We start from the raw sequence: 25,010 nt of genomic DNA, 5'->3' as shown, positions 1-25,010 counted from the left end.
GCGATCGCGACGTCCTCCGAGCCACCCCGGGCTCCGGCCGCGCCGTCACACATCGAGCTCGGCCCGTATGCGCCCGCTCCGCACGGCCGCCACCAGCTCGGCGTGGTCCGCCTCGGTCCGGTCCGCGTACGCCACGGCGAAGGCCGCCACCGCCGTGTCCAGCTCCTCGTTCTTCCCGCAGTAACCGGCGATCAGCCTCGGGTCCACGCTGTGCGCATGGGCTCTGGCCAGCAGCGCGCCGGTCATCCGGCCGTAGTCGTCTATCTGGCCGGCGGGCAGCGCCGCCGGGTCGACGCTCCCCTTTCGATTTCTGAACTGCCGCACCTGGTACGGCCTTCCGCGCACCGTCGTCCAGCCCAGCAGGTTGTCGCTCACCACCTGCATGCGCTTCTGGCCGAGCACCACCCGGCGTCCCTCGTGCGCCACTTCGGGCACCGTGAACCCGGCGGCCGGCAGATGCGGCAGCAGCGCCGAGTGCCGCGCCTCCTTCACCTGGAGCACCAGCGGCTCGCCCCGGTGGTCGAGCAGCAGCACCACATACGACCGGGTCCCGACGCTGCCGGTACCGACCACCCGGAACGCCACGTCGTGTATCGCGTACCGCGCGAGCAGCGGCAGCCGGTCCTCGGAGAGGGTGCTCAGATACTCCTCCAGGGACGCCGCAACCGCGGCCGCCTCCTCGTCGGGCACCCGGCGCAGGACGGGCGGCGCGTCGACAAAACGCCGGGCCGCGCCCCTCCCGCCGCCTCCGGCCGATCCTTCCGGTCCCGGCACCGTCTCGGTCGCCTTGGCGGCGAACCGCGCGCTCGTGTTGTTGCGGGCCTTCTCCGAGACCCGCTCCAGCGTGCCGATCAGATCCCGCGCGTCGGTGTGCGACACCAACTCCTCGTCGGTGATCGCGTTCCACGCGTCGAGCGCCGGCAACTTCGCCAGCAGCCGCATCGTCCGCCGGTAGGCACCCACCGTGTCCTGGGCGCCGCGCCGGCAGGTCTCCTCGTCCGCCCCCGCCTCACGCCCCGCGAGCACCAGCGAGGTGGCGAGGCGCTTGACGTCCCACTCCCAGGGACCGACGACGGTCTCGTCGAAATCGTTCAGATCGATGACGAGCCGGCCCCGAGCGTCCCCGTACAGACCGAAGTTGGCCGCATGGGCGTCTCCGCAGATCTGCGCACCGAGCCCGGTCACCGGGGTGCTCACCAGGTCGTGTGCCATGAGCCCCGCGGCGCCGCGCAGGAACGCGAAAGGAGTCGCCGCCATCCGCCCCACGCGGATCGGCGTGAGCTCCGGCACCCGCCCCCGGCTCGATTCCTCGACGGCACCGACCGCACCGGGCCGCCCCGCTGCGAACAGCACCGAGTCGTGCGAAGAGCGCGGCACCCGGGCCCGCAGCGCCTTGCCTCTGGCTCTGGGCGACCGCCCCCGGTCGCCTCCAGGCCCGTCCGGTCCGTCCTGCCCGCCCCCGCCCGTGCGGAGATGACCGGGCGCCCGGGCGAACCCCGGCACAGCGGGCACACGCCCCGCCCCACCCGTCGTGAACCGCCCCGGCAGCCGTCCGGGCACCGCCGACCCGACATCGTTCATCGCGTGCCGCCTCCCCCGCACTCGGCCAACATCAACTGGTTCCGACCGTACCGCCGGGGTCCAGCACCCCGCCTCCCCTGTGGACAACTTTGGCCCTGGGCCGGAAGCAGGGCGGCGGGAAGGGCGCCGGAGAGGCTCGGGGGGCCGGAGAGGCTCAGCAGGGGCTGTCGGGCGGCATCCGCAAATACGACTGCGCCCACGTCGACAGCTCCTTGAGCGCCGGCTCCATGGCCGCCCCGGCCTCCGTCAGCCGGTACGCGACACGCAGCGGCGGCCCGTCGTCGACCTCCCGCAGCACCAGTCCGGCGGCGCCGAGTTCGCTCAGCCGGTCCGAGAGCATGCGCTCGCTGATACCCGGGATCGCCCGCCGCAGCTCGGCGAAGTACACCGCGCGCTCCATCAGCACCGACACGATCGGCCCGGTCCAGCGTTTGCCGAGCAGCTCGAAGACGCGAGTGATCCCGACATCGACCTGCTTGCAGGGGTCTGGCTTGCACGGGTCTGCGCTTCGGTCAGCCATATCCCTAGCGTACCGGCCCGCGAGACCGGGATGAAAAAAAGTAAGGGACTATGTTATTCATAGGTACGAACGGAAACTCCGCTCGTTGCCCCCACCGCTCACCGTATGGAGAAACACCATGGCCACGCTGCTGCACATCGACTCCGCCATCGCCCCCGAGGGCTCCGCCTCACGCGAGGTCACAGCCGCCTTCGTGAAGTCCTGGCGGGATCAGCACCCGACGGGCAAGGTCATCTACCGCGACCTCGCCGCCACGCCCGTCCCGCACCTCGCCATCGACGGCGTGGTCGCGTCCGCCAACGACCCGCTGCGGGCCGAGCTGGCCGCCGAGCTGGCCGAGGCCGACGCCGTGCTGATCGGCGCCCCGATGTACAACTTCACGATCCCCTCGACGCTCAAGGCGTGGCTCGACCAGGTGATCATCACGGGCTTCAACTCGGGCCCGGACAGCAAGCTGACGAAGACCCCGTTCACGATCGTCGCCAGCCGTGGCGGCTCGTACGCCCCGGGCACCCCGCGCGAGGACTTCGAGTTCGTCCAGACCTACATGGAGAAGGTCCTGACCGGCATGTTCGGTGCCACGGACATCGAGTTCATCGTCCCCGAACTGACCCTGGCCCATGTCGTGGAGGCGATGACCGACCTCATCCCGATGGCCAAGGCCTCCCGCGAGAAGGCTCAGAGCGACGCCGCCGGCAAGGCCAAGGTCCTCGCGGCCCGCTTCGCCGCGTGACCCCCGGTCCAGGCGCCCGGCTCAGCCCGGGCGCCCGGGCCGCCGGGCCCCGCGAGCCCGCCGCACCGCGCGCCAGGCCATAAGTACCGCGCGGGTGCAACCGTTCGGCATCGGCAAGAGTCTTGGGTATCGAATGAATGTTCTCCCAGAGGACACCGTCCGTTTACCCGTGTCTCGCAGAGGTTCCCTTCATGCCGATTCCCCCCCACAGCCGCCGCACCTCCCGTACCGCCGTCGCCGCACTGGGCGCCGCGGGCCTGATCGCCCTGGGAGCGGCCCCCGCCGCCTTCGCCGATGAGGCCGGGCCCGAGCTGGTCGTAGGAAACATCGCCCCGATCGACGGCGTGAAGCCGGGCAGCAGCTTCGACCAGCCGGTCACTGTGGCGAACAAGGGCACCAAGGCCGCCGACGCGGTCTGGGTCTTCTACTCCGTCACCCGAGGACTCGACTACTCGGACATCCCGTCCAACTGCCAGGCCCACCAGGTCCCCTCGTACGACGAGATGACCGCCAAGTCGAACGTGGTGTGCGAGTTCGACCAGGCGGTGAAGCCCGGCGCCGTCTACACACCCGAGAAGCCTCTCGCGATCAAGGCGCTGAGCCGCGCGCTCAACGACGACCTGCGCGTGAGCGTCTGGGACAGGGCTCCGGATCTTGACGACGCCGCCACACCGCCGGTGGCCGGGACGGCGCCGGCGGTCAAGCTGGTCGAGGGCCCGGCCGGGGGCGAGGGCACCAAGGACGCCGTCGACGTGCCCGTCACCTCGGTCAACACGGCCGACTACCAGGTGACGGGAGCCGGCCTGAAGGGCCGCGTCGGCGACACGGTCACGCTGAAGGCGAAGTTCACCAACGCCGGGCCCGCCTGGGTGCTGACCAAGGAGGGGGACCCGCTCCTCCACGTACTGATCACCCCTCCCGCCGGGACCTCGGTCGTCAAGTCCGACGGGTACTGCGAGGCCGAGGGCGGCGCGTACAACTGCGGCACCGGCCAGGCGTGGGTCAATGAGGGCGACGGGCAGACCTACACGTTCCAACTGAGGATCGACAAGCAGGTGGCCGGCGCCAAGGGCTCGGTGGCACTGAGCACCGAGGCGCGACCGTTCGACTCGGACAAGGCCAACGACAAGGCCGACATCACGCTGGACGTCACGAGCGGCGGATCGACCGGATCGACCGGCAGCTCGGCCGGCGGCTCGACGGGCAGCCCGGCCAATGGCTCGGGCGGCTCCGCCGACAGTACGACCGGCGGCGCAGCCGGCCCGGCTGACGGCTCCTCGTCGACCGGTGGCTCAGGTTCGTCCTCCACCGCCGGCAACGGGTCGGCCTCGACCGGCGGCAACCTGGCCTCCACCGGCTCCTCCTCGTCGACGCTGCCGATCGCGGGCGCGGGAGCGGCCGCTGTGGCCGTAGGCGCGGGCAGCATCCTCGTCGTGCGCCGCCGCCGGTCCCAGGGCCTGGGATGACGGCCGGCACCTCGTAGCAGCCGAAGCAGGCTGACCGGCGCACCGCACGCACCCGCGGACGAACCGAACAACAGTGGAGCACTCGAAGTGACATGCGTCACTTCGAGTGCTCCGTCACATGGCACCCACCGCCACAGGCACCACCGACGGCCCCGACCGGATCAGCCGGCACCAGCCCGCACCAGCCCCGGGACAACCGAAAAACGGGCCCCCACCCGGACTTTCGTCACTGGTGAAGACCCGCATATTCGGTACTTCTGGTGCGCGAGGGGGGAGTTGAACCCCCACGCCCTTTCGGGCACTGGAACCTGAATCCAGCGCGTCTGCCTATTCCGCCACCCGCGCATTGGGTGTGCCGTCCGGTGCTTCACCTGCTGACCTGTTGACCTGCTGGTGTGCGCTCCTGGCGACATCGAGAAGATTAGCACGCAGCAGGGGGTGGGTTCACATCCCTTTGTTTACCCGGGCCAGCGGTGGAACAGGGAACGAAGAACGGCCGTACCCACTCCTCCAGAGTGGACCCGGGGTGCGGGACACTGTCAGGTAACCGCCTCTACGATCCGTGTGACAGGTGACACTCATCGACGGGGCGGCCAAGGGGAACCAGCCGTTTTCCCGGTGCGTGGATACGATCAGTAAGCAGTACCAGGACGGCAACGACGGAGGAGGTGCCTCATGGGAGTCCTGAAGAAGTTCGAGCAGCGACTCGAAGGTCTGGTCAACGGCACCTTCGCGAAGGTGTTCAAGTCCGAGGTCCAACCGGTCGAGATCGCGGGCGCGCTGCAGCGCGAATGCGACAACAACGCAACAATCTGGAACCGCGAGCGGACAGTCGTACCCAACGACTTCATCGTCGAGTTGAGCACGCCCGACTTCGAGCGGCTCAGCCCGTACTCCGGCCAGCTCGGCGACGAACTGTCCGGCCTCGTACGCGACTACGCGAAGCAGCAGCGCTACACCTTCATGGGCCCCATCAAGGTCCATCTGGAGAAGGCCGACGACCTCGACACGGGCCTCTACCGGGTCCGCAGCCGCACCCTGGCGTCGAGTACGTCACACGCGGCCGCACCCGCCCCGCCCCAAGGCGCCCCAGGCGGATACGGCCATCCGCCCAGCGCGGTGCCCCCCATGCCGGCCTCCCCTCCGCCCGGCGCGCCCCACCAGTCACACGCGGCACCGCCGCATGCCCCAGGACCGTCACAGCACTCCCAGGTACGGCGCTGGATCGAGATCAACGGCACCCGCCACCAGATCTCCCGGCCCACCCTCGTACTTGGCCGCAGCACGGACGCCGACGTCCGCATCGACGACCCTGGAGTATCGCGCCAGCACTGCGAGATCCGGGCCGGAATGCCCTCGACGATCCAGGATCTCGGGTCCACCAACGGCATCGTGGTGGACGGACAGCACACCACCCGCGCTACGCTCCGCGACGGCTCGCGGATCGTCGTGGGCAACACCACCATCGTTTACCGGCAAGCCGAAGGGTGAAGCGGGGGCAATGTCAGAGCTGACCCTGACGGTCATGCGGCTAGGTTTCCTAGCCGTTCTGTGGCTGTTCGTGATCGTGGCCGTCCAGGTCATCCGCAGCGATCTGTTCGGAACGCGCGTCACGCAACGCGGCTCACGCCGCAACGCCGACGCCCGTCCCGCACAAGCACGTCCGAACGCCGCACCACCACCCCAGCGACAGCAGCAGGGCGGCAACCGGCAGCGCCGCGGCGCCCCCACCAAGCTGGTCGTCTCCGAAGGCATCCTCACCGGCACCACGGTGGCCCTCCAGGGACAGACCATCACGCTGGGCCGCGCGCACGATTCAACGATCGTGCTGGACGACGACTACGCGTCCAGCAGGCATGCCAGGATCTACCCGGACCGTGACGGCCAGTGGATCGTCGAGGATCTCGGGTCCACCAACGGCACGTATCTCGACCGGACCCGACTCACCACCCCGACCCCGATTCCGCTGGGCGCTCCGATCCGCATCGGCAAGACCGTCATCGAGCTGCGGAAGTAGTACGACAATGAGCGAGCGGAGCGAGCGCGCGACGGTCCCGACAGCGGACCGGCGCAGGCTCCCGACCGGAGGGTGGGCAGGGTGGCTCGAGACCGGCTGGCGCCACATTCGACTGGCGAGTCGACAGGTGAGGTGCGCATGAGCCTCTCCCTGCGGTTCGCCGCCGGATCGCACAAAGGCATGATCCGGGAGGGGAACGAGGACTCCGGCTATGCCGGACCCCGGCTGCTCGCGATCGCCGACGGCATGGGCGGACAGGCGGCCGGTGAGGTCGCCTCCTCCGAGGTGATCTCCACCCTCGTCCAGCTCGACGACGACGTCCCCGGCTCCGACATCCTCACCTCGCTCGGCAGCGCCGTACAGCGCGCCAACGACCAGCTACGCCTGATGGTCGAGGAGGACCCGCAGCTCGAAGGCATGGGCACCACGCTCACCGCCCTCCTGTGGACGGGACAGCGCCTCGGCCTCGTACACGTCGGCGACTCCCGCGCGTACCTGCTGCGCGACGGCGTACTGACGCAGATCACCCAGGACCACACCTGGGTGCAGCGCCTCGTCGACGAGGGCAGGATCACCGAGGAAGAAGCCACCACCCACCCGCAGCGCTCCCTGCTGATGCGCGCCCTGGGCAGTGGCGACCATGTCGAGCCCGACCTCTCCATCCGGGAAGTCCGGGCCGGCGACCGCTACTTGATCTGCTCCGACGGCCTCTCCGGCGTCGTCTCGCACCAGACGATGGAAGAGGCCCTCGCCGGCTACCAGGGCCCGCAGGAGACCATCCAGACCCTTATCGAGCTCGCCCTGCGCGGCGGCGGCCCCGACAACATCACCTGCATCGTCGCCGACGTCCTCGACGTCGACTCGACGGACACCCTCGCCGCCCAGCTCAACGACACCCCGGTCGTCGTCGGAGCCGTCGCCGAGAACCAGCTCATCGCCGCCGAGAACGACCCGTCGATGCAGACCCCCGCCGGGCGGGCGGCCGGCCTCGGTCGCCCCGTACCGCACCAGCAGCAGGCGGGCGGCTTCGGGCCGCCCGGCAGCGGCGACCACGACTACGGCTCCATGCCGCCCGACGGCGGCTTCGGACCGTACACCGACGAGGACTTCACCAAACCGCGGCAGGGACGCAAGTGGATCAAGCGGTCCCTGTACGTGGTGCTCGCGCTCGCCGTCGTCGGCGGCGGCGTGTACGGCGGTTACCGGTGGACGCAGACGCAGTACTACGTCGGCTCCAACGAGGAGAACGTCGCGCTGTACCGCGGCATCAGCCAGGACCTGGCGTGGATCTCGCTCTCCAAGGTGGAGAACAACTACCCCAAGATCGAACTCAAGTACCTCCCTCCCTACCAGCGCAAGCAGGTGGAGGACACCATCGCCGAAGGCAGCCTGGGCAGCGCACGCACCAAGATCAACGAACTGGCCGCCCAGGCCACCGCCTGCCAGAAGGACGAGCAGCGCCGCAAGGCCGACCACGAGGCCGATGTGGCGGCAGGACCGGGCACCACGGCGGGCACGGCCGGAGGCACCGGCACCGACCCCACCACGCCCGGAAACAAGACAACGACCGACAAGCCGAAAGCACCGACTCCCACTCCGGGCCCCAGCCTCTCGGAGGACGAGCAGAAGCTGGCCTCGAACTGCGTGAAGCAGTAGCCGGCCGTAGGGGGCCTTTTCACCACCATGAGCGTAGTCACGAACACGACCACCATCGGCGCGATCGAAGCACCGAGCCGGCGCAACACCGAACTGGCCATGCTCGCCTTCGCCGTCGTCATCCCGGCGTTCGCCTACCTGAACGTAGGTCTCGCGCTCGACGGCAAAGTGCCCACCGGCATGCTCGGTTACAGCGTCGGCCTCGCCCTGCTCGCCGGCATGGCGCACCTCGGCGTACGCAAGTTCGCGCCGCACGCCGACCCGCTGCTGCTCCCGCTGGCCACCCTGCTCAACGGACTCGGCCTCGTCATCATCTGGCGCCTCGACCAGTCACCCAGGCTCGCGGGCCAGGGCGACGCCGCGCCGAAGCAGCTCATCTGGTCGGCCCTCGGCGTCGCGCTGTTCATCGGGGTCCTGCTCTTCCTCAAGGACCACCGCGTCCTCCAGCGCTACACCTACATCTCCATGGTGGTCGCGCTCGTCCTGCTCGCGGCGCCCGCGTTCTTCCCCGCCGACGAACAGAACTTCGGCGCGAAGATCTGGATCAGGCTCGGCCCGCTCTCCCTCCAGCCCGGCGAATTCGTGAAGATCATCCTTGCGATCTTCTTCTCCGGCTATCTGATGGTGAAACGCGACGCCCTGGCCCTCGCCAGCAGACGCTTCATGGGGATCTATCTGCCACGCGGCCGTGACCTCGGTCCCATCCTCGCCGTATGGATGCTGAGCATCCTCATCCTGGTGTTCGAGACGGACCTCGGAACGTCACTGCTGTTCTTCGGCATGTTCATCGTCATGCTGTACGTCGCCACCGAGCGCACGAGCTGGATCGTCTTCGGGCTCCTCATGTCAGCGATCGGCGCCGTCGTCGTCGCCGGCTTCGAGCCGCACGTCAAGGCCCGCGTCGTCGCCTGGCTGCACCCCATGGACATCTTCCTGCCGGTCGCCCAGCGCCCCGCAGGCCTCGTCTCCGACCAGGCGGCACAGGCGCTCTTCGCCTTCGGCTCCGGCGGAATGTTCGGTACGGGCCTCGGCCAGGGCAACTCCGACCTCATCGGGTTCGCCGCGAAGAGCGACTTCATCCTCGGCACGTTCGGCGAAGAGCTGGGCCTCGCCGGGATGATGGCCCTCTTCATCGTCTACGCGCTGATCGTCCAGCGCGGCACCCGCACCGCACTCGCGGCCCGCGACCCGTTCGGCAAGCTCCTCGCGATCGGCCTCTCATCGGCCTTCGCCCTCCAGGTGTTCATCGTCGCCGGCGGTGTCCTCAACCTGATCCCGCTGACCGGTATGGCCATGCCGTTCCTCGCACAGGGCGGATCGTCCGTCATCACCAACTGGGCCCTCATCGCGATCCTCATCCGGATCAGCGACACCGCCCGCCGCCCGGCCCCCGCGCCGGCCCCGGCGGACGCGGAACCCACCCAGATGGTCAGATACGACGCATCCCAACCCATGCCTGAATAAAGCGGACCGAGGCGGGGGCACGCCCCACGTCGTCCGGAACGCCACAGACCCAGAACCACGGGCCGACGCCCGAACAACGCACCAGAACACCCCAGAACGCACGGAAAGGCTGGACGTGAACAAACCGTTGCGGCGAGTCGCCATCTTCAGCGGGCTGCTCATCCTCGCCCTGCTGATCCGCACCAACTGGGTGCAGTTCATCCAGAGCACAGACCTCGACTCGGACGCCAACAACAAGCGCGTCCGCATCGAGCGTTACGCCGCCCCGCGCGGAAACATCATCGTCGACGGCAAGCCCATCACCGGCTCCGCCGTCACCGACGACACCAGCTTCAAGTACAAGCGCACCTACATCGACGGCCCGATGTGGGCCCCCGTGACCGGCTTCGCCTCCCAGGCCTTCGGCGCCACCCAGCTCGAAAGCATCGACGACGGCATACTCACCGGCAACGACGACCGGCTCTTCTTCGACCGCACCCTGTCGATGTTCACCAGCAAGGAGAAAAAGGGCGGCGACGTCGTCACCACCCTCGACGGCGCCGCCCAGAAGGCCGCCTACGAAGGGCTCGGCAAGAAGAAGGGCGCCGTCGCAGCGATCGACCCGAAGACGGGCAAGATCCTCGCGCTGGCCTCCACCCCGAGCTACGACCCCGGCTCCTTCGCCGGCAACAACGAATCCACGACGAAAGCCTGGGTCGGGCTCCAGAAGGACGCCGACCCCGACGACCCCATGCTCAACCGCGCACTGCGCCAGACCTACCCGCCCGGCTCCACCTTCAAGGTGGTCACAGCCGCGGCGGGCCTGGAGCACGGCAAGGTCTCCGGACCCGACGCGCCGACCGACTCGCCCCTGCCGTACATCATGCCGGGCACCACGACGCCGCTGCCGAACGAAGGCAACCTGCCCTGCGAGAACGCCACGCTCCGCGTAGCGCTGGAAGTCTCCTGCAACAGCGTCTTCGGCAAGCTCGGCGCCGACCTCGGCAAGGACCAGATGCTGGAGACCGCCAAGAAGTTCGGCTTCAACGTCGAACAGTTCGTGCCCGTGCGCGCCGCCGCCTCCGAATTCCCCACGGACATCAACGCCTCGGAGACCGCGCTGTCGTCCATCGGCCAGTTCGACACCCGGGCGACCCCGCTCCAGATGGCCATGGTCGCCTCCGCCGTCGCCAACGACGGCAAGCTGATGAAGCCGTACATGGTCGACAAGCTGGTGGCGCCCAACCTGGACGTCATCAGTAAGACGGAGCCCGAGGAGCTGAGCCGCCCCCTCACACAGGAGCACGCACAGATGCTCCAGTCCATGATGGAGTCGGTCGTCAAGGACGGTACGGGCAAGATCGCCCAGATCCCGGACGTGACGGTCGGCGGCAAGACCGGCACCGCCCAGCACGGCGAGAACAACGAAGAGAACCCGTACGCCTGGTTCATCTCCTACGCCAAGACGGCCAACGGATCCCCCGTCGCCGTCGCCGTCGTCGTCGAGGACAGCGACGCGACCCGCGAGAACATCTCCGGTGGCGGGCTCGCCGCCCCCATCGCGAAGGCTGTGATGAAAGCGGTGATCGACGGCAAGGGGTGACGCCGGTCACGGTTCACGTCCATATCTGCACATTGCGATACCGGTCGGATATCAGGTCTCCGGCTCGGGCCGAACGGATACGGCGCGCCCGGTAGCGTAAGCGCGAACAGCACACCGCCGGACCACACACCGGTGCGGTCGGGACTGACGGAGAGGGCCGGAACGTTATGGAAGAGCCGCGTCGCCTCGGCGGCCGGTACGAGCTGGGCTCGGTGCTCGGCCGTGGTGGCATGGCGGAGGTTCACATCGCCCATGACACCCGGCTCGGCCGCACCGTCGCTGTGAAGACGCTCCGGGCCGATCTGGCCCGTGACCCGTCGTTCCAGGCCCGGTTCCGCCGTGAGGCCCAGTCCGCCGCTTCGCTCAACCACCCGGCGATCGTCGCGGTCTACGACACGGGCGAGGACTACGTCGACGGGGTCTCCATCCCGTACATCGTGATGGAGTACGTGGACGGCTCGACGCTCAGAGAGCTGCTGCACTCCGGGCGCAGGCTGCTGCCCGAGCGCACGCTCGAAATGACCGTCGGCATCCTCCAGGCGCTGGAGTACTCGCACCGCGCCCAGATCGTCCACCGCGACATCAAACCGGCCAACGTCATGCTGACGCGCACCGGCCAGGTCAAGGTCATGGACTTCGGCATCGCCCGCGCCATGGGCGACTCCGGCATGACGATGACGCAGACGTCCGCCGTCATAGGGACCGCCCAGTACCTCTCCCCCGAGCAGGCCAAGGGCGAACAGGTCGACGCCCGCTCCGACCTCTACTCGGCGGGCTGCCTCCTCTACGAGCTGCTCACCGTCCGGCCGCCGTTCATCGGCGACTCCCCGGTCGCCGTGGCCTACCAGCACGTACGGGAAGAGCCGCAGCCGCCCAGCGTCTACGACCCCGAGATCACGCCCGAGATGGACGCGATCGTCCTCAAGGCCCTGGTCAAGGACCCGGACTACCGCTACCAGTCGGCCGACGAGATGCGCGCCGACATCGAGGCCTGCCTCGACGGCCAGCCCGTCGCCGCCACGGCGGCCATGGGCTCGGCCGGCTACGGCACGTACGGCGGCCACGACGACCAGCCCACCACGGCCATGGGCCAGGCCCCGGCCGGCCAGACGTCCATGCTCCCGCCGATGAACCCGAACGACGGCGGCTACGACGGTTACGACGACCGCCCCGACCGGCGCCGCGGCAAGAAGCCGAAGTCCAACAACTCGACGATCTTCCTGGTCGCCGCGGGCGCCCTGGTGCTGGTCGGCGCGATACTGATCGGCCGCGCCATGTTCGGCGGCGACGGCGACAGCCAGAAGGTGGACGTGCCCGTGTTCAGGGGCATGACCATGCAGGAGGCCAACCAGGCCGCGGAGAACGCGGACGTCAAGGTCGCCCAGACGGGCACGAAGCGCTGCGACGTACCCAAGAACCAGATCTGCAGCCAGAACCCGGCCTCGGGGAAGATCGCCATGGGCGCGACCGTCAAGGTCATCGTCTCCGAAGGCGCACCGACCATCAAGGTCCCCGATGTGACGGGCAAGGACCAGGACAGCGCGGAAACGCTCCTGGAGAACTCCAAGTTCAGGGTCAAGAAGGTCCAGGTCGAGTCGGACGAGGTCGACGAGGGGAACGTCGTCAGCCAGGACCCGGCCTCCGGTACGGACGCCGAACAGAACTCGCTGGTCACGCTCAAGATCGCGACCAAGGCCAAGCGGACCGTTCCGCTCGTGGTCGGCCAGCAAGTGGCGACCGCGACGGCCCAGCTCCAGGGCCTCAAGTTCACGGTGCCACCGCCGACCCAGGTCGATTCGGACAAGCCGGCGGGCGAGGTCGTCGCACAGACCCCGAACGGCAACACCCAGGCGGAAGAGGGCAGCCAGGTCACCCTCCAGGTCTCCAAGGGCCCCCAGCAGGAACAGGTCGCGGTCCCGGGGGGACTCGGCGGCAAGCGGGTCGGCGAGGTCAAGGCCGCACTCGCGGCCGTCCAACTGACGGCCACCTTCGCCCCGAACATGCCCACCGACGACAACGCCATCGTCACGGGGGTCACCCCGACCGAAGGCACCATGGTGAACAAGGGCTCGGCGGTCCAGCTCAACACTGTGGGCCTCCCCAACGGCGGTGGCAACGGCAACGGCGGTGGCAACGGCAACGGCGGTGACCACGGAGGCGGCTTCTTCGGCGGCCCGTCCGGAGCCACGTTCCGCGACGACGAGGACGACTGACGCGCCTGCCACCTCACGGTATGAACGCGTGAACAGCCCCGGCGCCCTTGACGGACGCCGGGGCTGTTCCGTGCCCGGGCGCGGGCCGGGACGCGTGTGCGGGGGTGCGCGTGCGTCGTACCCCCGCGCACCGGTTCGTACCCCAAAAACCGGTCGTGTCTTCATATGTCCCGACTCGTTGAATGGTTAGGGGTGGGGATTCAGCTCCGCCCTGCCAGGCCGCCGTGAGGCGAGCGGGAAGGGGCAGGAGCATGATCAACGAGACGGCTCTACTGGAGTCGAGGACACTGCGCGAAGGTGTCGGGGCGAGGACGGACGTACTCGACAAGGTCAAGGTGCTGTCGCTGCTGCCGGACGGCATGCATGTGACGACGGCGATGGTGGCCGCGTATTTCAATGTCACGGCTGAGACCGTCCGGCAGCTCAAGTCCCGGCATCTGGAGGAACTCACGTCCCATGGCGTGATCACCCTGTACGGCGCTGACCTGGACGAATTCAAGCGTGACGTCCTGTCACGCTATCCAGGAAGTTATCCACAGCCCCGTTCCAGTCTGACGCTGTACTCCCGACGGGCCGTGCTCAACGTCGCCATGTTGCTCCGCGACAGCGAGGTCGCACGCCAGGTTCGTACGTACCTCCTCGACATGGAGTACATCGCGCGGACGGGCTCTGCGGGCAACTCAGGCCAGAGACCCTCCGCGTATCCGGACGACCTCGACGCCCACATCGACCGGCGCATCACCAACGTCCTCGGCAAAGCCGTCGTCCCGATGCTCAACGCCCTCATCGAGACCGCCGGCGAGCAGCGCCGCGATCTGATCTCCGTACGGGAGGACATGCGGCGCGCGCAGCGCAGGCTCAGCCAGCACCAGCAGCGGCTGTACCGCCTGGAGCGTGAACGGGGGCAGCGGCCCCTCGCCGGCGTCATGGCGGCGATGGACGCCATGAACTGGCGGGAGTTCGAGCAGCATGTCGCCGGGCTGCTCCGACGCGACGGCTGCACCGGCGTACGCGTGCACGGGGGAAGCGGTGACCGGGGCGCCGACATCACCGCCACCGCGCCTGACGGCCGCCGTATTGTCGTCCAGTGCAAGAACTTCGCGCCGCACCGCTCCGTATGGAGCGGCGAGATGCAGAAGTTCATCGGCACCATGACGCTGCATCACGCCGAGGTGGCGCTGTACGTGGCGACCTGCCCCTTCTCCCAGGAGGCGGGGGCCATCGCCGTCCAGGCCGGCGTCACGGCCGTGCACCGGGGTCTGCTGGAGGCCTGGAGCGCGGGTACGGCGCTGCCGGTCCTGCGCCGGGGAGCGCTCTGATGCCGTCGACCGCGACCGCGACCGGGACCGGGACCGGGACCGCGACCGCAGCCGCTCAGTTCAGCTCCGGCGGAGGCGTCCGGCGGTCGTCGACCTTCTCCGTGCGGACGAGCTGCGCCCACACCACGTACCGGTAGTCCGACGTGTAGATCGGCGTGCACGTCGTCAGCGTCAGGTAGCGGCCCGGCGTGGTCTTGCCCGACTCCTTCGGGACCTGCTGCAGCACGTTGACGTTGTACTTCGAGGTCTTCGGAAGTTCCTTGTAGACCTTGTAGACGTACCAGGTGTCGCGCGTCTCGAAGACGACCGGATCGCCCACCCGCACCTTGTGGATGTTGTGGAACTTCGCGCCGTGGCCGTCCCGGTGCGCCGCCAGCGTGAAGTTGCCCTTCGCGTCCGAGGGCAGGGCCGACTTGACCGGATCGGTGTAGTAACCGGCGACGCCCTCGTTCAGGACCTTGGTGTCGGTGCCCTTCTTGACCAGCACCTCACCGTTGTCCATCGACGGGACGTGCAGGAAGCCGAGGCCGCCCTTGGAGTCGAAGCCGGCCGAGTCGCCCTTGCCGTCGCCGCCCGCCGCCCACTGCCTGCGTACGTCGTTGCCCTGCTTGGTGGCCTCGCGGTCCGCCAGGACGTTCGTCCACCACAGCGAGTACGCGACGAAGAGCCCGAGAACGACTCCCACGGTGATGAGCAGTTCGCCGAACACGCTGATCGCAGCGGCGACCCGGCCGCGCCGCCTGCGGACCGCCACCGGTGGCTGGGCGGCGGGAGGCGGTGCACCGGTCTCTTCGTCGTGCTCGGTCCTCGCTGACACCGCGCCCGCTCCCCCGTCCTTCGTGATTCCGTTCAGCCCTGGAGTGCTTTGGGCAGGCCCTGGCTGCGTGGCTGTTCGTCAACCATCTTGCCCCACACGATCAAACGATAGGTACTGGTGAATTCCGGGGTACAGGTCGTAAGAGTGATGTAGCGGCCGGGCTTGGTGAATCCGGACCCCACCGGCACCGGGTCGATCACGCTCACGTTCGACGGCGACGTGGACGGCAGAGTCCTCGTCATGTCGTACGTGTAGTAGGTGTCCTGTGTCTCGACGACAACCTCGTCGCCCGGTTTCAGTTGGTTGATGTAGCGGAAGGGCTCACCGTGGGTGTTGCGGTGCCCGGCGACGGCGAAGTTGCCCTGCTTGTCCGAGGGCATCGCCGTCTTGAGCGAGCCCTCGGAGTAATGGCCGACCATGCCGTGGTCGAGGACCTTCGCCTTGCTGGTGCCCTCGGCGATCGGCACGACCACATCCAGCTTGGGGATGTGCATGATGGCGAAACCCTGGCCCGGCGCGAAGGCACCGGCCTGCGGGTTCTTCGACCCCGAGCCGTGCGCCCAGTTGTCCTGGATCTTGTTCGTCTCGTTGCCCGCGTACTGATCGGCGCGGATGTTCGTCCACCAGAGCTGGTAGGTGACGAACAGCAGCATCAGGACACCGAAACTGATGAACAGTTCGCCGACAACACGGCTGATGACAACCCCGGGGCTGTCCTTGAGCGCGCGGGCGGCGCGGCGCGCCTCGACCCGGGACAGCGGCTTCGCGGGCGCGCCGCTCCCGTCCTGTAGGGACGACGACGCGGCCTCCGGCCCCTTACGGGCCCGGCTGCCCCCCTTGGCGGCCTTACGGCGCTCCGCACGGCCCCCGGTGGCCCCCCCGGCCGCAGGCGGCTCGGGCCGCGGCTCGGCGAGGGCCGGCACATCCGCCGTACGGAGCGCGACGGTCTCGTCGTCGAGGCGGGGTACGGGGTCGGGCTGCCGTACGGGAACGGGCGCGGCGGGCACGGGGTCCGCCGGGGCGGGAGCGGATATCGCCTCCAGGTCCGGCTGCGGCTCCTCGCTCACGTACTGGTTGTAGTAGTCGTCGGACCACTCCGAGACCGGGTCCTGGGCAGCGACAGGCACAGGCACGGGCTCAGCCGGGGGCACCGGCGCCGGCGCGGACGCGGGCGCCGCGTGCTTCGGCACCGACGCCCGTACGGGACCAGGCCCCGGCACCGGCGCCTGCTGTTCGTGTCCCGCCGCGTCGTCACGGAACCACGGCGACCCCGGCCCCGCGCCCGTACCGCCCCCTGCCCCCGCCCCCGGCTGCTGCTCGGGCAACGGGTCGTTCAGCGGGTCGGCGAGCCCGCCCACGGCCGCCTCGAACGCCTCGGCGTCCTCGTAAGGACCGCCGTACCCCGCTTCGTTCTCGGGGCGGAGCGCTGTCACGCGGCTGCCTTGCCCACCACCGGCGCCAGCCCGGCCGACCGGGCGACAGCACCCGGATCGCCGCACTGCGCGAGCCAGTTGGCGAGCATCAGGTGCCCGTGTTCGGTGAGGACCGACTCGGGGTGGAACTGGACGCCCTCGACGGCCAGTTCACGGTGGCGTACGCCCATGATGATCCCGTCCGCCGTCCGCGCGGTGACCTCCAGCTCGTCGGGCAGCGCCTCGGGCTCGGCGGCGAGCGAGTGGTAGCGGGTCGCCGTGAACGGCGAGGGCAGTCCGGCGAAGACGCCGCCGCCCTCGTGCGTCACCAAGGACGTCTTGCCGTGCAGCAGTTCGGGGGCGCGGTCCACGACACCGCCGTACGCCACCACCATCGCCTGCATGCCGAGGCAGACACCGAAGACCGGGATCCCGGTGCCCGCGCAGTGATGCACCATGTCGACGCAGACACCGGCCTGTTCGGGGGTGCCGGGCCCCGGCGAGAGCAGCACGCCGTCGAACCCGTCGCGCGCGTGGCCGGGCACCACCTCGTCGTTGCGCACCACCTCGCACTCGGCGCCGAGTTGGTAGAGGTACTGGACGAGGTTGAAGACAAAGCTGTCGTAGTTGTCGACGACCAGGATCCGCGCGCTCATCCGGCGGCCCCCGCTCCTGATCCGCCGTCCACCGTCACGTCGTTGAACGGCAGCAGCGGCTCCGCCCACGGGAAGACGTACTGGAACAGTACGTAGACGACAGCCAGCGCCAGCACGAGCGAGATCGCCGCCCGTACCCAGACGTTGCCCGGCAGATGCCGCCAGAACCAGCCGTACATGCTGTCCCTTCCGTTCACGCTCCACCGCACCAGGCGTTACCGCACCGAGTGGTCCAGGACCAGACTAAAGGGCGACACCGACACATGGGCGGCGCATGGTCAGGCTGAATGACAGTTCGGGTTTGCTGTTCGTCACAGCCGTGGCTACGGCGCGGGGCTCGCGTAGTGGAGTCCGACCGTGCCCGCGTAGCCGGGGAGCGTGGTCTTCCCCTCGTCGTCGACCTTCCAGCCGAGCCCGTACGCCTTGACGTACAGCAGGTAGTTCTGTATCGCCGAGGAGGAGTCGAGGGCCTTGTGCAGCGCGGCCTTGTCGCCGACGGCGGTGATCTTGTACGGGGGTGAGTAGACGCGGCCCTGGAGGATCAGCGTGTTGCCCACGCACCGCACGGCGCTGGTGGAGATCAGCCGCTGGTCCATGACCCGGATGCCCGCCGCGCCGCCCAGCCACAGGGCGTTGACGACGGCCTGGAGGTCCTGTTGGTGGATGACGAGGTCGTTGGCCTGCGGTTTGGGGTAGCCGGGGGCGGCCACCGCGTCGGGCGGGGCGTCGTCGAGGGTGACGCTGAGGGCCTGGCCGGCGACCTTCTCCGTGCCGGCCGCGTTCTCCAGACCCCGCAGCCGGGCGTCCTCCGCACTGGTGGAACCGTTGTCCCTCCGGGCGAGCGCGTCGACGTCCCGCCGTACACCCGCGGTCGACTCGTCCAGCTCGGCGTTCTTACGGCTGCGCTCCTGGATCAGGTCGGAGAGTTTCAGCAGAGAGGCGTCGGTCCGGATGTCGGTGCCCTTGGCCGTGTTGAAGCTGGTCACGAAGATCAGCCCGGCGAGCGCGAAGACGGCGCCGGTGAGCAGCCGGAGCGGCCGGCGGACCCTGGGCCCCGCCGGGCGGCTCGCCGGGTCCTCTACGGGTGCCGGAGGCGGCTCTTCGGAGGCCCCTTGAGGGGAGTCGGCAGAATTGCTCAACGTACCCTTATCTCCTTAGGCGCCACGGAAGCACTACGCTAACGGACGCCCGGGGAGTGGCGGCGTTCCCCCTGCTCCCGGCCCCGGCGACCGTTTCAGTTCCCTGCGCGGTCACGCAGCGCATCGACAGGAGAGTTCCTCGTGCCGAAGTCACGTATCCGCAAGAAGGCCGACTTCACGCCGCCCCCTGCGGCGAAGACGGCCGGTATAAGGCTGACCAACCGGAGCACCTGGGTCGCTCCCGTCATGCTGGCCATGTTCCTGATCGGGCTGGCCTGGATCGTGGTCTTCTACGTGACCGAAGGCGACCTCCCGGTCGACGCCTTGGGGAACTGGAACATCGTGGTCGGCTTCGGCTTCATCGCCGCCGGCTTCGGCGTCTCCACCCAGTGGAAGTAGCCCGGAGCACCCCGATCTAGCCCGTCCGGGCCTCGGCCGTCAAGCTCTGCCCTGAAGTTATCCACAGCGCTGTCCACAGCAGGGGAAAAGGTCAGACGATCTGTGGATAACTTCAGGGGATGTTGACGCCGGTGTGACTGCATCCGCCGTTCTGATGAAGCGCACGCCCCTTGTCGCCGCTGGTCAAACCCACATTGACGACAAGGGGCACTGATGTTCCCCACAGCATGCACAAGATCCGGCACACTCTGTGGACAACTTTAAAGGGGGGTGGCCGCTCCGCCCCGCTTCAGCTCAGGTTCGACGTCCTGATGACGACCAGTACGGCCGTCACCAGCAGCATCAGCCCGCTGACCCCGTACAGCGCCAGGGTCCGGCGCTCGCGCGGCGCGTAGACCATGCCTATGGCGACGATCGTGCCCGCGACCAGACCGCCGACGTGCGCCTGCCAGGCGATGCCCGCCCAGGCGAAGGTGATGATCAGGTTGATCACCAGCAGGGCGATGACCGGCCGCATGTCGTAGTTGAGCTTGCGGACGACAACCGCTGTGGCGCCGAAGAGGCCGAAGATCGCGCCCGAAGCACCGAGCGAGCCCTGGAGCGGGCTGGCGATCAGATACGTGAGGGCGCCGCCGGCGAGCCCCGAGATCAGGTAGAGCGTGAGATAGCGGGCCCGGCCGAGCGCCGCTTCCAGCGGGCCGCCGAGCATCCAGAGGCTGATCATGTTGAAGGCGATGTGCCACACCTGCTGGTGCAGGAACATCGACGTGAGCAGCCGGTAGTACTGGCCGTCGGCGACGCCGATGAGGCTCCCGCGCCCGTCGGAGGCGTGCCCGACCAGAAGCAGGTCGTTGACCAGCCGGTCGCCGACCACGCTGACGAGGATGAAGACCGCGACGTTGAGACCCAGCAGGATCTTGGTGACCAGCCGGGGGTCCGCCGCGATCGAGCCGCCGGCGAGCGTACGCGGGCGGTTGGCCGAGGGGGCGTGTCCCGTACCCGACCCCTGCCGTACGCACTCGGGGCACTGGAATCCGACGGACGCGTCGACCATGCAGGCGGGGCAGATGGGGCGCTCGCAGCGGGTGCAGCGGACGCCGGCCTCACGCCCCGGATGGCGGTAGCACGCGGCCTGCCCCTCGGCTACGACGGGCTGATCCTGGCCTTCATGGCCCCCGGGTGGCTGGTCCATCGGTCCCCTCGGTCCTTCTGTCCCTCGTGACGGCGGGTGCGGCGGGTACGGCAAGCGGCGGGCGGGCAGGCGGCGCGAAGCGCACCGCCCCGCCCATCCGGTATGTAACCACTACGGATGGGCAGGGCGGGATGGTTCCCCTGAGCGGGGATCCGTATGGTGCCGATACTGCCGGTATGCCGGTTCTGCCGAAAAACCGATCGGCACCGATCGCTTCTGATCGATCGATTCCGAGGATCAGCGATTCTCGATGACGACCGACTCGATCACGACGTCCTGCAGCGGCCGGTCGGTGCCCGGGTCCGTCTTCGTCGCGATGATGGCGTCCACGACCTTCTTGCCCGTCTCGCTGCTGACCTCACCGAAGATGGTGTGCTTGCGGGTCAGCCAGGAGGTCGGCGAGACGGTGATGAAGAACTGCGAGCCGTTGGTGCCGGGGCCCGCGTTCGCCATCGCCAGCAGGTAGGGCTTGTCGAAGGCGAGGTCCGGGTGGAACTCGTCCTCGAACTTGTAGCCCGGACCACCGGTGCCGTTCCCCAGGGGGTCTCCGCCCTGGATCATGAAGCCGCCGATGACACGGTGGAACACCGTGCCGTCGTACAGGCGGTCCTTGGTCTTCTGGCCCGTGCTCGGGTTGGTCCACTCGCGCTCGCCCTGGGCGAGTTCCACGAAGTTCTTGACCGTCTTCGGCGCGTGGTTCGGCAGGAGCCGGATCTCGATGTCGCCTTGGTTGGTCTTCAGGGTGGCATAAAGCTGCTCGGCCACAATCTGCCTTCCGTAAGTCTTCTCTGACTCTCACGATCCTCGCACGGAAGGCGGACCGGCTCTCCGGGCAGTGCCCTTCGACGGGTCGTACGACCACTTTGGGTACGTTTTGGGGTACGCGAATGCTCACCGGGTGTTCAGAGGTGTCAAAGCCGCTCGCGGTGGACACACGCAGAGGGCGGACAGCGAACAGGAAGCGAACAGACAGGGAGCGGAAACCCCCGGAACAGACGACAAGAACAGGCCAGACGGGCAAGTCGCCGTCCATGACCCGTATGCCAGTAACGCATGCCGAGGCCGAGCCCAACAGGCATGATCTCGAAAAGGGTGGATAGGCGAAATACGGAACGCCACCGAGGAGGATGATCCTGTGACCCGCATGGACAGCGTGCGCGCCGCTACCGGTTCGGCCAAGGAAAGCGTGCAGCACGCCGCGGAAGCGGTGGCACCTTACGCCGGAACAGCCAAGGAGCAGGCAGCTCAGTACGCCCACGAGGCGCGCGTGAAGCTCGCCCCGACGATGACCAAGGCCGCTCAGCAGGCCCGTGTTCAGTACGGCGCCTATGTGGCGCCCCATGTGCCCCCAAAGGTCGATGACGTCGCACACCGCGCCGCCGTCAGCACCCGTAAGGCCGCCCGTCAGGCGGCGGACTACACGGTGCCCCGGGTGGAGCAGGTGCGGGCGGTCGCACAGCCGGTGGCCGAGGAAGCCGCGGCGCGTTCGGCCGCGGCGCTGGCCGCACTGCGCGGTGGGATCACGGCCAAACAGGTGCAGAAGCTGGTGAGAAGGCATGAACGGCGGGCCAGGGCCGGACGGCTCGCCAAGGGTCTGGCGGTCCTCGGTCTGGTCGCCGGCGGCACTTTCGCCGCCTGGAAGTGGTGGGACAAGCAGGCGAATCCGGATTGGCTGGTGGAGCCGCCCGCCGCTACCGAGGTCTCGGAGCGCGGTTCGCTGACGTCCGTCGACGGCAGCCATGACGCCGCTCTCGATCCGCTGGATCCGGATGCGCGGGCGAAGCAGGGGGACTCGGGGCCGGGGAAGTCAGGTCCTGGAGGTTCGGACCGGGACGACCGTCCCTGATCAACGGCTTCGGCCGTGCGTGCGTGGGGCGCCGGGTGAGTTGAGAAACCCCGGCGCTTCACGCTGCGGTGAGCGCGGCGTCGGCGGCGCGGGAAGCGCCGATCGCCGTACGCGCACCTCTATCCGTCCGCACACCTCTATCCGTACGCGCACCTCTGTCCGCACCCGTACCGCTACCCGCGGCCGTTCCCGCACTGGTGGTCGCGGCGGGCCTGATGTCGGCGATGTTCCCGGCGTCTCCGCTGTCGGTTGCGCCACCGGCGGATGTGTCGACCGGCATGCGGCGGACGGACGGTGAGGATCCGTGCGCCTCGGCGCGGATGCGCTGCTTGATGGTCGGCGGCAGCGAGCGGTCGCGCTGGACCTGCCGTGGCAGTGCCGCCCGTACATGTGCTGTCTCGGCCGCCCGGGGACGGACGACCGGTGCGGCAGCGGACCCGCCGGCCGGCTGCTCGGCGGGCCGGCGCACGACACTGCCGGTGGCCCCGGCCGGGGTGGTGAGCCCCAGTGAGGCGAGCACCGCGAAGAACGCGGTGATGAAAACGGTCCACAGTTTCTTGACCTTCAAGGCGGCCATGACCCCTCGCTTTCGGGTTGAGCGATCTACATACCTTCCTCATGATGTGTACGCATCCCGAGAACCGAGGGACCAACGCCGCACGCGCGCAGTTCTTCGGATGAACACCACTCGTACGGTCCAACCGCAGTGGACAAACCCGATCAGTACGGGGCGAAAGCTGCCCGGCGGACGCGGTCGGAAGCGAGTGGTCCGGCCGTCGATCAGCCCGCTCAGCGGCTGCGCAGCGCCAGGAACTCGTCCCAGGTCATCCGGCCGTCGCCGTCGCTGTCGGCGCCGTCGAGCAGCGCCTGCGCCTGCGATTCCGACATGGTCGTGTCGCCCAGCCCCGCCAGCACGCTCCGGAATTCGGTCGCGGTGATCGCGCCGTCCTTGTCCAGATCGAACTGGTCGAACGCCGCCCGCAGTGCCTCGATGTCCGCCATGTGTATCCCCTGTCGCCTGTTGCCTCGGATGGGTGGTTCGTGACGCCGGTCACCGTACCGTCGGGCCCCCGGGCCCCGATCCGGGCCCCCTCGGTGCGGTGACCGACCGTCATCCGGCGGTCAGGCGGCTGCTATCCGGCTGTCAGGCGGCCGTCTCCAGGTCGAGCAGCAGATGTTTGGCGTCGGCCCCGCCGGCGTACCGCCCCATCGACCCGTCGGAACGCACCACCCGATGGCACGGCACCACGAGCGGCAGCGGATTCGTCGCACACGCCGTGCCCACGGCCCGTACGGCTCTGGGGCTCCCCGATGCGGCGGCGACCTGCGCGTAACTCGCCGTGTTCCCGTAGCCGATGTCGGGGAGGTGGGCCAGGACCTCGCGGCGGAAGCCCTTCGACAGACGCCAGTCCAGCGGGACGTCGAACTGACGGCGCCGACCGGCGAAGTACTCGTCGAGCTGCCTGCTCACCTCGTCCAGCCGGGCGGGGGCGCGCAGAATCCGGGGGCTGATCGTGTCCGACAGTTGCCGGAGCACCGCGGAGTGGTCCTGCACCGCGAAGGCGACCCTGACCAGACCCTTCCCCGTCGCGGCGAGCAACAGCGGGCCGACCGGGGTGTCCAGGGTGCGGTAGGCGATGTCGAGCAGTCCCGCGTCGTGCGCCTCGGTGGCCAGGCGGGCGCGCAGGCGTTCCAGAGCCGGCTCGTCCTGCTCGGGCAGCGCCGCGAACAGCCGTTCGCTGTCGAAATCAGAGGTGGAATCGGAGTTGAAATCGGACGTACTGATCATCGTCCGGACCCTCCCATCGTGTTCATGGCGTTCGGCACGCCGTTGTCCCTGCTCCCGGCTTGTCCCGCGGGGTGTTCTTCGTCGTCCCCGCGGGGGTACGTGCCGCGCAGCGTCCTGATCCCGTCGGCGGCGGCTCTGCGCGCCGCGTCCGTACTTCCGCCGGTCAGGGCGGCGATCTCCTTGTAGGGCAGCCCGGCCAGGTAGTGGTAGGCGACCGTCTGGCGCTGGCGCTCGGGAAGCGCCTTGAGCGCCTTCCACAGATCCGGATCCCAGTCCTGCGGCCGGCCGATGCGGCTCGGCCGTTCCGGAAGATCGTCGGTGGGCGTCGGACGGCGCGCGTCGGCCCGCGTGACATCGATGGCCTTACGGTGCGCGATGGTCACGAGCCATGCCTCGACATTGGCGTCGGAGGGCAGGTCCGGATACGCCTTCAGCGCCGCGAGGAACGTCTCCGACCAGGCGTCCTCCGCGTCGTGCGGCCCCACTACGGCCCGTACGACGCGGAGCACCATGGGCCCGTGGTCGCTCACGATCTGTTCGAACAATGGCTTGCTCACATCAGGTAAACGATCGGGCCGCGCGAAACGTGAGACGCGGCCCGGGAAACGTCGGACGCCACCTCAGAACAGTCGCGCCGCGCTCTCGGCGGCGGGCTCTTCGAGGTCCAGCAGGTAACGCTTCCGCTCCAGCCCGCCCGCGTACCCCCGCAGGTTGCCGTCGGCGGCCACGACCCGGTGGCACGCCACGACGACGGACAGGGGGTTGAGCGCGTTGGCCGCGCCGACGGCCTGCGCCAGTGCCGGGTCCCCGAGCTGACGGGCGAGGTCGCCGTACGAGCGGGTCTCGCCGTACGGGATCGCCGCCAGCAGATCCCACACCCGCGGCGCTGGAAGTCGTTGCCCTGCGGGGCGAGCGGCAGGTCGAAGTCGCGCCGCTCACCGGCGAAGTACTCCTTGAGCTGCTGCCGTACCTCCCCGAAGCCCTCATCTGTACGGACGCCGAACGTCTCCACCGCCGGCTGCCGCTTGTGTCCCTCGAAGTACAGGCCCACCAGCGCGCCGTCCTCGGCGACCACGGTGAGGTCCCCCACGGGTGAATCGATGACCGTATGCGTCCTCACGACCGCGCTCCTCTCAGATCCGGCGGTCCGCTGACGACCGCCCCTTCACCGGGTAGACGCGCGAGCGGCCCGGAACGTGAGCCGCCGCG

At 69.0% G+C, this 25,010-nt stretch carries 24 protein-coding genes, 1 tRNA gene and 1 pseudogene; 11 read left to right on the top strand and 15 right to left on the bottom strand.

The genetic code is table 11. The features are described 5' to 3' along the window. Positions 1-45: 45 nt before the first annotated feature. Positions 46-1,581: a DUF2252 domain-containing protein gene (locus QR77_RS19955; RefSeq protein ID WP_040023370.1), complete on the bottom strand. Its 1,536-nt coding sequence runs from the start codon at positions 1,579-1,581 to the stop codon at positions 46-48. A 154-nt stretch (positions 1,582-1,735) separates the two neighbouring features. Continuing rightward, positions 1,736-2,101: a helix-turn-helix domain-containing protein gene (locus QR77_RS19950; RefSeq protein WP_040023369.1), complete on the bottom strand. Its 366-nt coding sequence runs from the start codon at positions 2,099-2,101 to the stop codon at positions 1,736-1,738. A gap of 118 nt (positions 2,102-2,219) precedes the next feature. Between QR77_RS19950 and QR77_RS19945 the strand changes: the two genes are divergently transcribed. Together QR77_RS19945 and QR77_RS19940 are read left to right on the top strand one after the other, a co-directional pair. Continuing rightward, positions 2,220-2,834 carry an NAD(P)H-dependent oxidoreductase gene (locus tag QR77_RS19945; protein ID WP_040023367.1) on the top strand — a complete coding sequence of 205 codons (615 nt, stop codon included), beginning with the start codon at positions 2,220-2,222 and terminating at the stop codon, positions 2,832-2,834. 191 nt (positions 2,835-3,025) lie between these two features. Next, entirely contained in the window at positions 3,026-4,300 is a 1,275-nt protein-coding gene (locus QR77_RS19940) for an LAETG motif-containing sortase-dependent surface protein (protein ID WP_040023365.1), read from the top strand. A 258-nt stretch (positions 4,301-4,558) separates the two neighbouring features. Here the strand turns inward: QR77_RS19940 and QR77_RS19935 are convergent. Next, a tRNA-Leu gene (locus QR77_RS19935) sits at positions 4,559-4,645 on the bottom strand. A 330-nt stretch (positions 4,646-4,975) separates the two neighbouring features. Here QR77_RS19935 and QR77_RS19930 point away from each other — a divergent pair. The 7 genes from QR77_RS19930 (at position 4,976) to QR77_RS19900 (ending at position 14,551) form a co-directional block, all read left to right on the top strand. After that, a complete protein-coding gene (locus QR77_RS19930) occupies positions 4,976-5,791 on the top strand; it encodes a DUF3662 and FHA domain-containing protein (RefSeq protein ID WP_040023363.1) in 816 nt (271 codons plus the stop codon). Between the two features lie 10 nt (positions 5,792-5,801). Continuing rightward, entirely contained in the window at positions 5,802-6,317 is a 516-nt protein-coding gene (locus QR77_RS19925) for an FHA domain-containing protein (RefSeq protein WP_040023362.1), read from the top strand. Between the two features lie 138 nt (positions 6,318-6,455). Further along, on the top strand, positions 6,456-7,973 hold the full coding sequence (locus QR77_RS19920) for a PP2C family serine/threonine-protein phosphatase (RefSeq protein ID WP_040023361.1): 1,518 nt from the start codon (positions 6,456-6,458) through the stop codon (positions 7,971-7,973). Positions 7,974-8,000: 27 nt separating this feature from the next. Beyond that, positions 8,001-9,437, top strand: coding sequence for an FtsW/RodA/SpoVE family cell cycle protein (locus QR77_RS19915; RefSeq protein WP_040023360.1), 1,437 nt, complete (start codon positions 8,001-8,003; stop codon positions 9,435-9,437). A gap of 115 nt (positions 9,438-9,552) precedes the next feature. Then, complete coding sequence (locus QR77_RS19910) at positions 9,553-11,019, top strand: penicillin-binding transpeptidase domain-containing protein (protein WP_040023358.1); 1,467 nt, start codon at positions 9,553-9,555, stop codon at positions 11,017-11,019. Positions 11,020-11,186: 167 nt separating this feature from the next. Then, positions 11,187-13,232 carry a Stk1 family PASTA domain-containing Ser/Thr kinase gene (pknB, locus tag QR77_RS19905; RefSeq protein WP_040023356.1) on the top strand — a complete coding sequence of 682 codons (2,046 nt, stop codon included), beginning with the start codon at positions 11,187-11,189 and terminating at the stop codon, positions 13,230-13,232. A gap of 251 nt (positions 13,233-13,483) precedes the next feature. Continuing rightward, complete coding sequence (locus QR77_RS19900; RefSeq protein ID WP_040023353.1) at positions 13,484-14,551, top strand: restriction endonuclease; 1,068 nt, start codon at positions 13,484-13,486, stop codon at positions 14,549-14,551. A gap of 55 nt (positions 14,552-14,606) precedes the next feature. Here the strand turns inward: QR77_RS19900 and QR77_RS19895 are convergent, their stop codons facing one another. From QR77_RS19895 to QR77_RS19875, 5 genes are all read right to left on the bottom strand, one after another. Then, on the bottom strand, positions 14,607-15,368 hold the full coding sequence (locus tag QR77_RS19895) for a class E sortase (RefSeq protein ID WP_078876907.1): 762 nt from the start codon (positions 15,366-15,368) through the stop codon (positions 14,607-14,609). A 32-nt stretch (positions 15,369-15,400) separates the two neighbouring features. Then, positions 15,401-16,801 carry a class E sortase gene (locus QR77_RS19890; RefSeq protein WP_040023349.1) on the bottom strand — a complete coding sequence of 467 codons (1,401 nt, stop codon included), beginning with the start codon at positions 16,799-16,801 and terminating at the stop codon, positions 15,401-15,403. Then, the gene (locus QR77_RS19885) at positions 16,798-17,436 is read right to left on the bottom strand and encodes an aminodeoxychorismate/anthranilate synthase component II (protein WP_040023347.1); all 639 of its coding nucleotides are present in this window, start codon (positions 17,434-17,436) and stop codon (positions 16,798-16,800) included. The genes QR77_RS19890 and QR77_RS19885 overlap by 4 nt, the downstream gene beginning before the upstream one ends. Continuing rightward, positions 17,433-17,615, bottom strand: coding sequence for a hypothetical protein (locus QR77_RS19880; protein ID WP_040023345.1), 183 nt, complete (start codon positions 17,613-17,615; stop codon positions 17,433-17,435). The genes QR77_RS19885 and QR77_RS19880 overlap by 4 nt, the downstream gene beginning before the upstream one ends. A 144-nt stretch (positions 17,616-17,759) precedes the next feature. Continuing rightward, on the bottom strand, positions 17,760-18,464 hold the full coding sequence (locus QR77_RS19875; RefSeq protein WP_107069095.1) for a DUF881 domain-containing protein: 705 nt from the start codon (positions 18,462-18,464) through the stop codon (positions 17,760-17,762). Positions 18,465-18,716: 252 nt separating this feature from the next. Between QR77_RS19875 and crgA the strand changes: the two genes are divergently transcribed. Next, entirely contained in the window at positions 18,717-18,974 is a 258-nt protein-coding gene (crgA, locus tag QR77_RS19870) for a cell division protein CrgA (RefSeq protein ID WP_040023342.1), read from the top strand. Between the two features lie 289 nt (positions 18,975-19,263). Here the strand turns inward: crgA and QR77_RS19865 are convergent, their stop codons facing one another. Both QR77_RS19865 and QR77_RS19860 read right to left on the bottom strand, forming a co-directional pair. Then, complete coding sequence (locus tag QR77_RS19865) at positions 19,264-20,166, bottom strand: rhomboid family intramembrane serine protease (protein WP_040023340.1); 903 nt, start codon at positions 20,164-20,166, stop codon at positions 19,264-19,266. 237 nt (positions 20,167-20,403) lie between these two features. After that, on the bottom strand, positions 20,404-20,931 hold the full coding sequence (locus tag QR77_RS19860; protein ID WP_040023339.1) for a peptidylprolyl isomerase: 528 nt from the start codon (positions 20,929-20,931) through the stop codon (positions 20,404-20,406). Between the two features lie 370 nt (positions 20,932-21,301). Between QR77_RS19860 and QR77_RS19855 the strand changes: the two genes are divergently transcribed. After that, positions 21,302-22,012 (top strand): DUF5324 family protein, encoded by a 711-nt coding sequence (locus QR77_RS19855; RefSeq protein ID WP_040023337.1) that lies wholly within the window; start codon positions 21,302-21,304, stop codon positions 22,010-22,012. A gap of 58 nt (positions 22,013-22,070) precedes the next feature. Here QR77_RS19855 and QR77_RS47825 read toward each other — a convergent pair whose 3' ends face one another. From QR77_RS47825 to QR77_RS19830, 5 genes and pseudogenes are all read right to left on the bottom strand, one after another. Next, positions 22,071-22,589 carry a DUF6344 domain-containing protein gene (locus QR77_RS47825; protein WP_063798053.1) on the bottom strand — a complete coding sequence of 173 codons (519 nt, stop codon included), beginning with the start codon at positions 22,587-22,589 and terminating at the stop codon, positions 22,071-22,073. 212 nt (positions 22,590-22,801) lie between these two features. Then, the gene (locus QR77_RS19845) at positions 22,802-23,014 is read right to left on the bottom strand and encodes an EF-hand domain-containing protein (protein WP_040023335.1); all 213 of its coding nucleotides are present in this window, start codon (positions 23,012-23,014) and stop codon (positions 22,802-22,804) included. A gap of 142 nt (positions 23,015-23,156) precedes the next feature. After that, positions 23,157-23,801, bottom strand: a complete 645-nt coding sequence (locus tag QR77_RS19840) for a methylated-DNA--[protein]-cysteine S-methyltransferase (protein WP_078876906.1) — start codon at positions 23,799-23,801, stop codon at positions 23,157-23,159. Then, positions 23,798-24,358 (bottom strand): sigma-70 family RNA polymerase sigma factor, encoded by a 561-nt coding sequence (locus tag QR77_RS19835; RefSeq protein ID WP_201778816.1) that lies wholly within the window; start codon positions 24,356-24,358, stop codon positions 23,798-23,800. Before QR77_RS19835 ends, QR77_RS19840 begins: the two co-directional genes overlap by 4 nt. A 63-nt stretch (positions 24,359-24,421) precedes the next feature. Then, positions 24,422-24,921, bottom strand: a pseudogene (locus tag QR77_RS19830) (methylated-DNA--[protein]-cysteine S-methyltransferase). Between the last annotated feature and the right edge of the window lie 89 nt (positions 24,922-25,010).

It is taken from the genome of Streptomyces sp. 150FB (assembly GCF_000818195.1).
In the GTDB taxonomy this organism is placed as follows: domain Bacteria; phylum Actinomycetota; class Actinomycetes; order Streptomycetales; family Streptomycetaceae; genus Streptomyces.
Note: the sequence above shows the minus strand (reverse complement) of the source record. Positions and strands in the feature narration are given on the sequence as shown.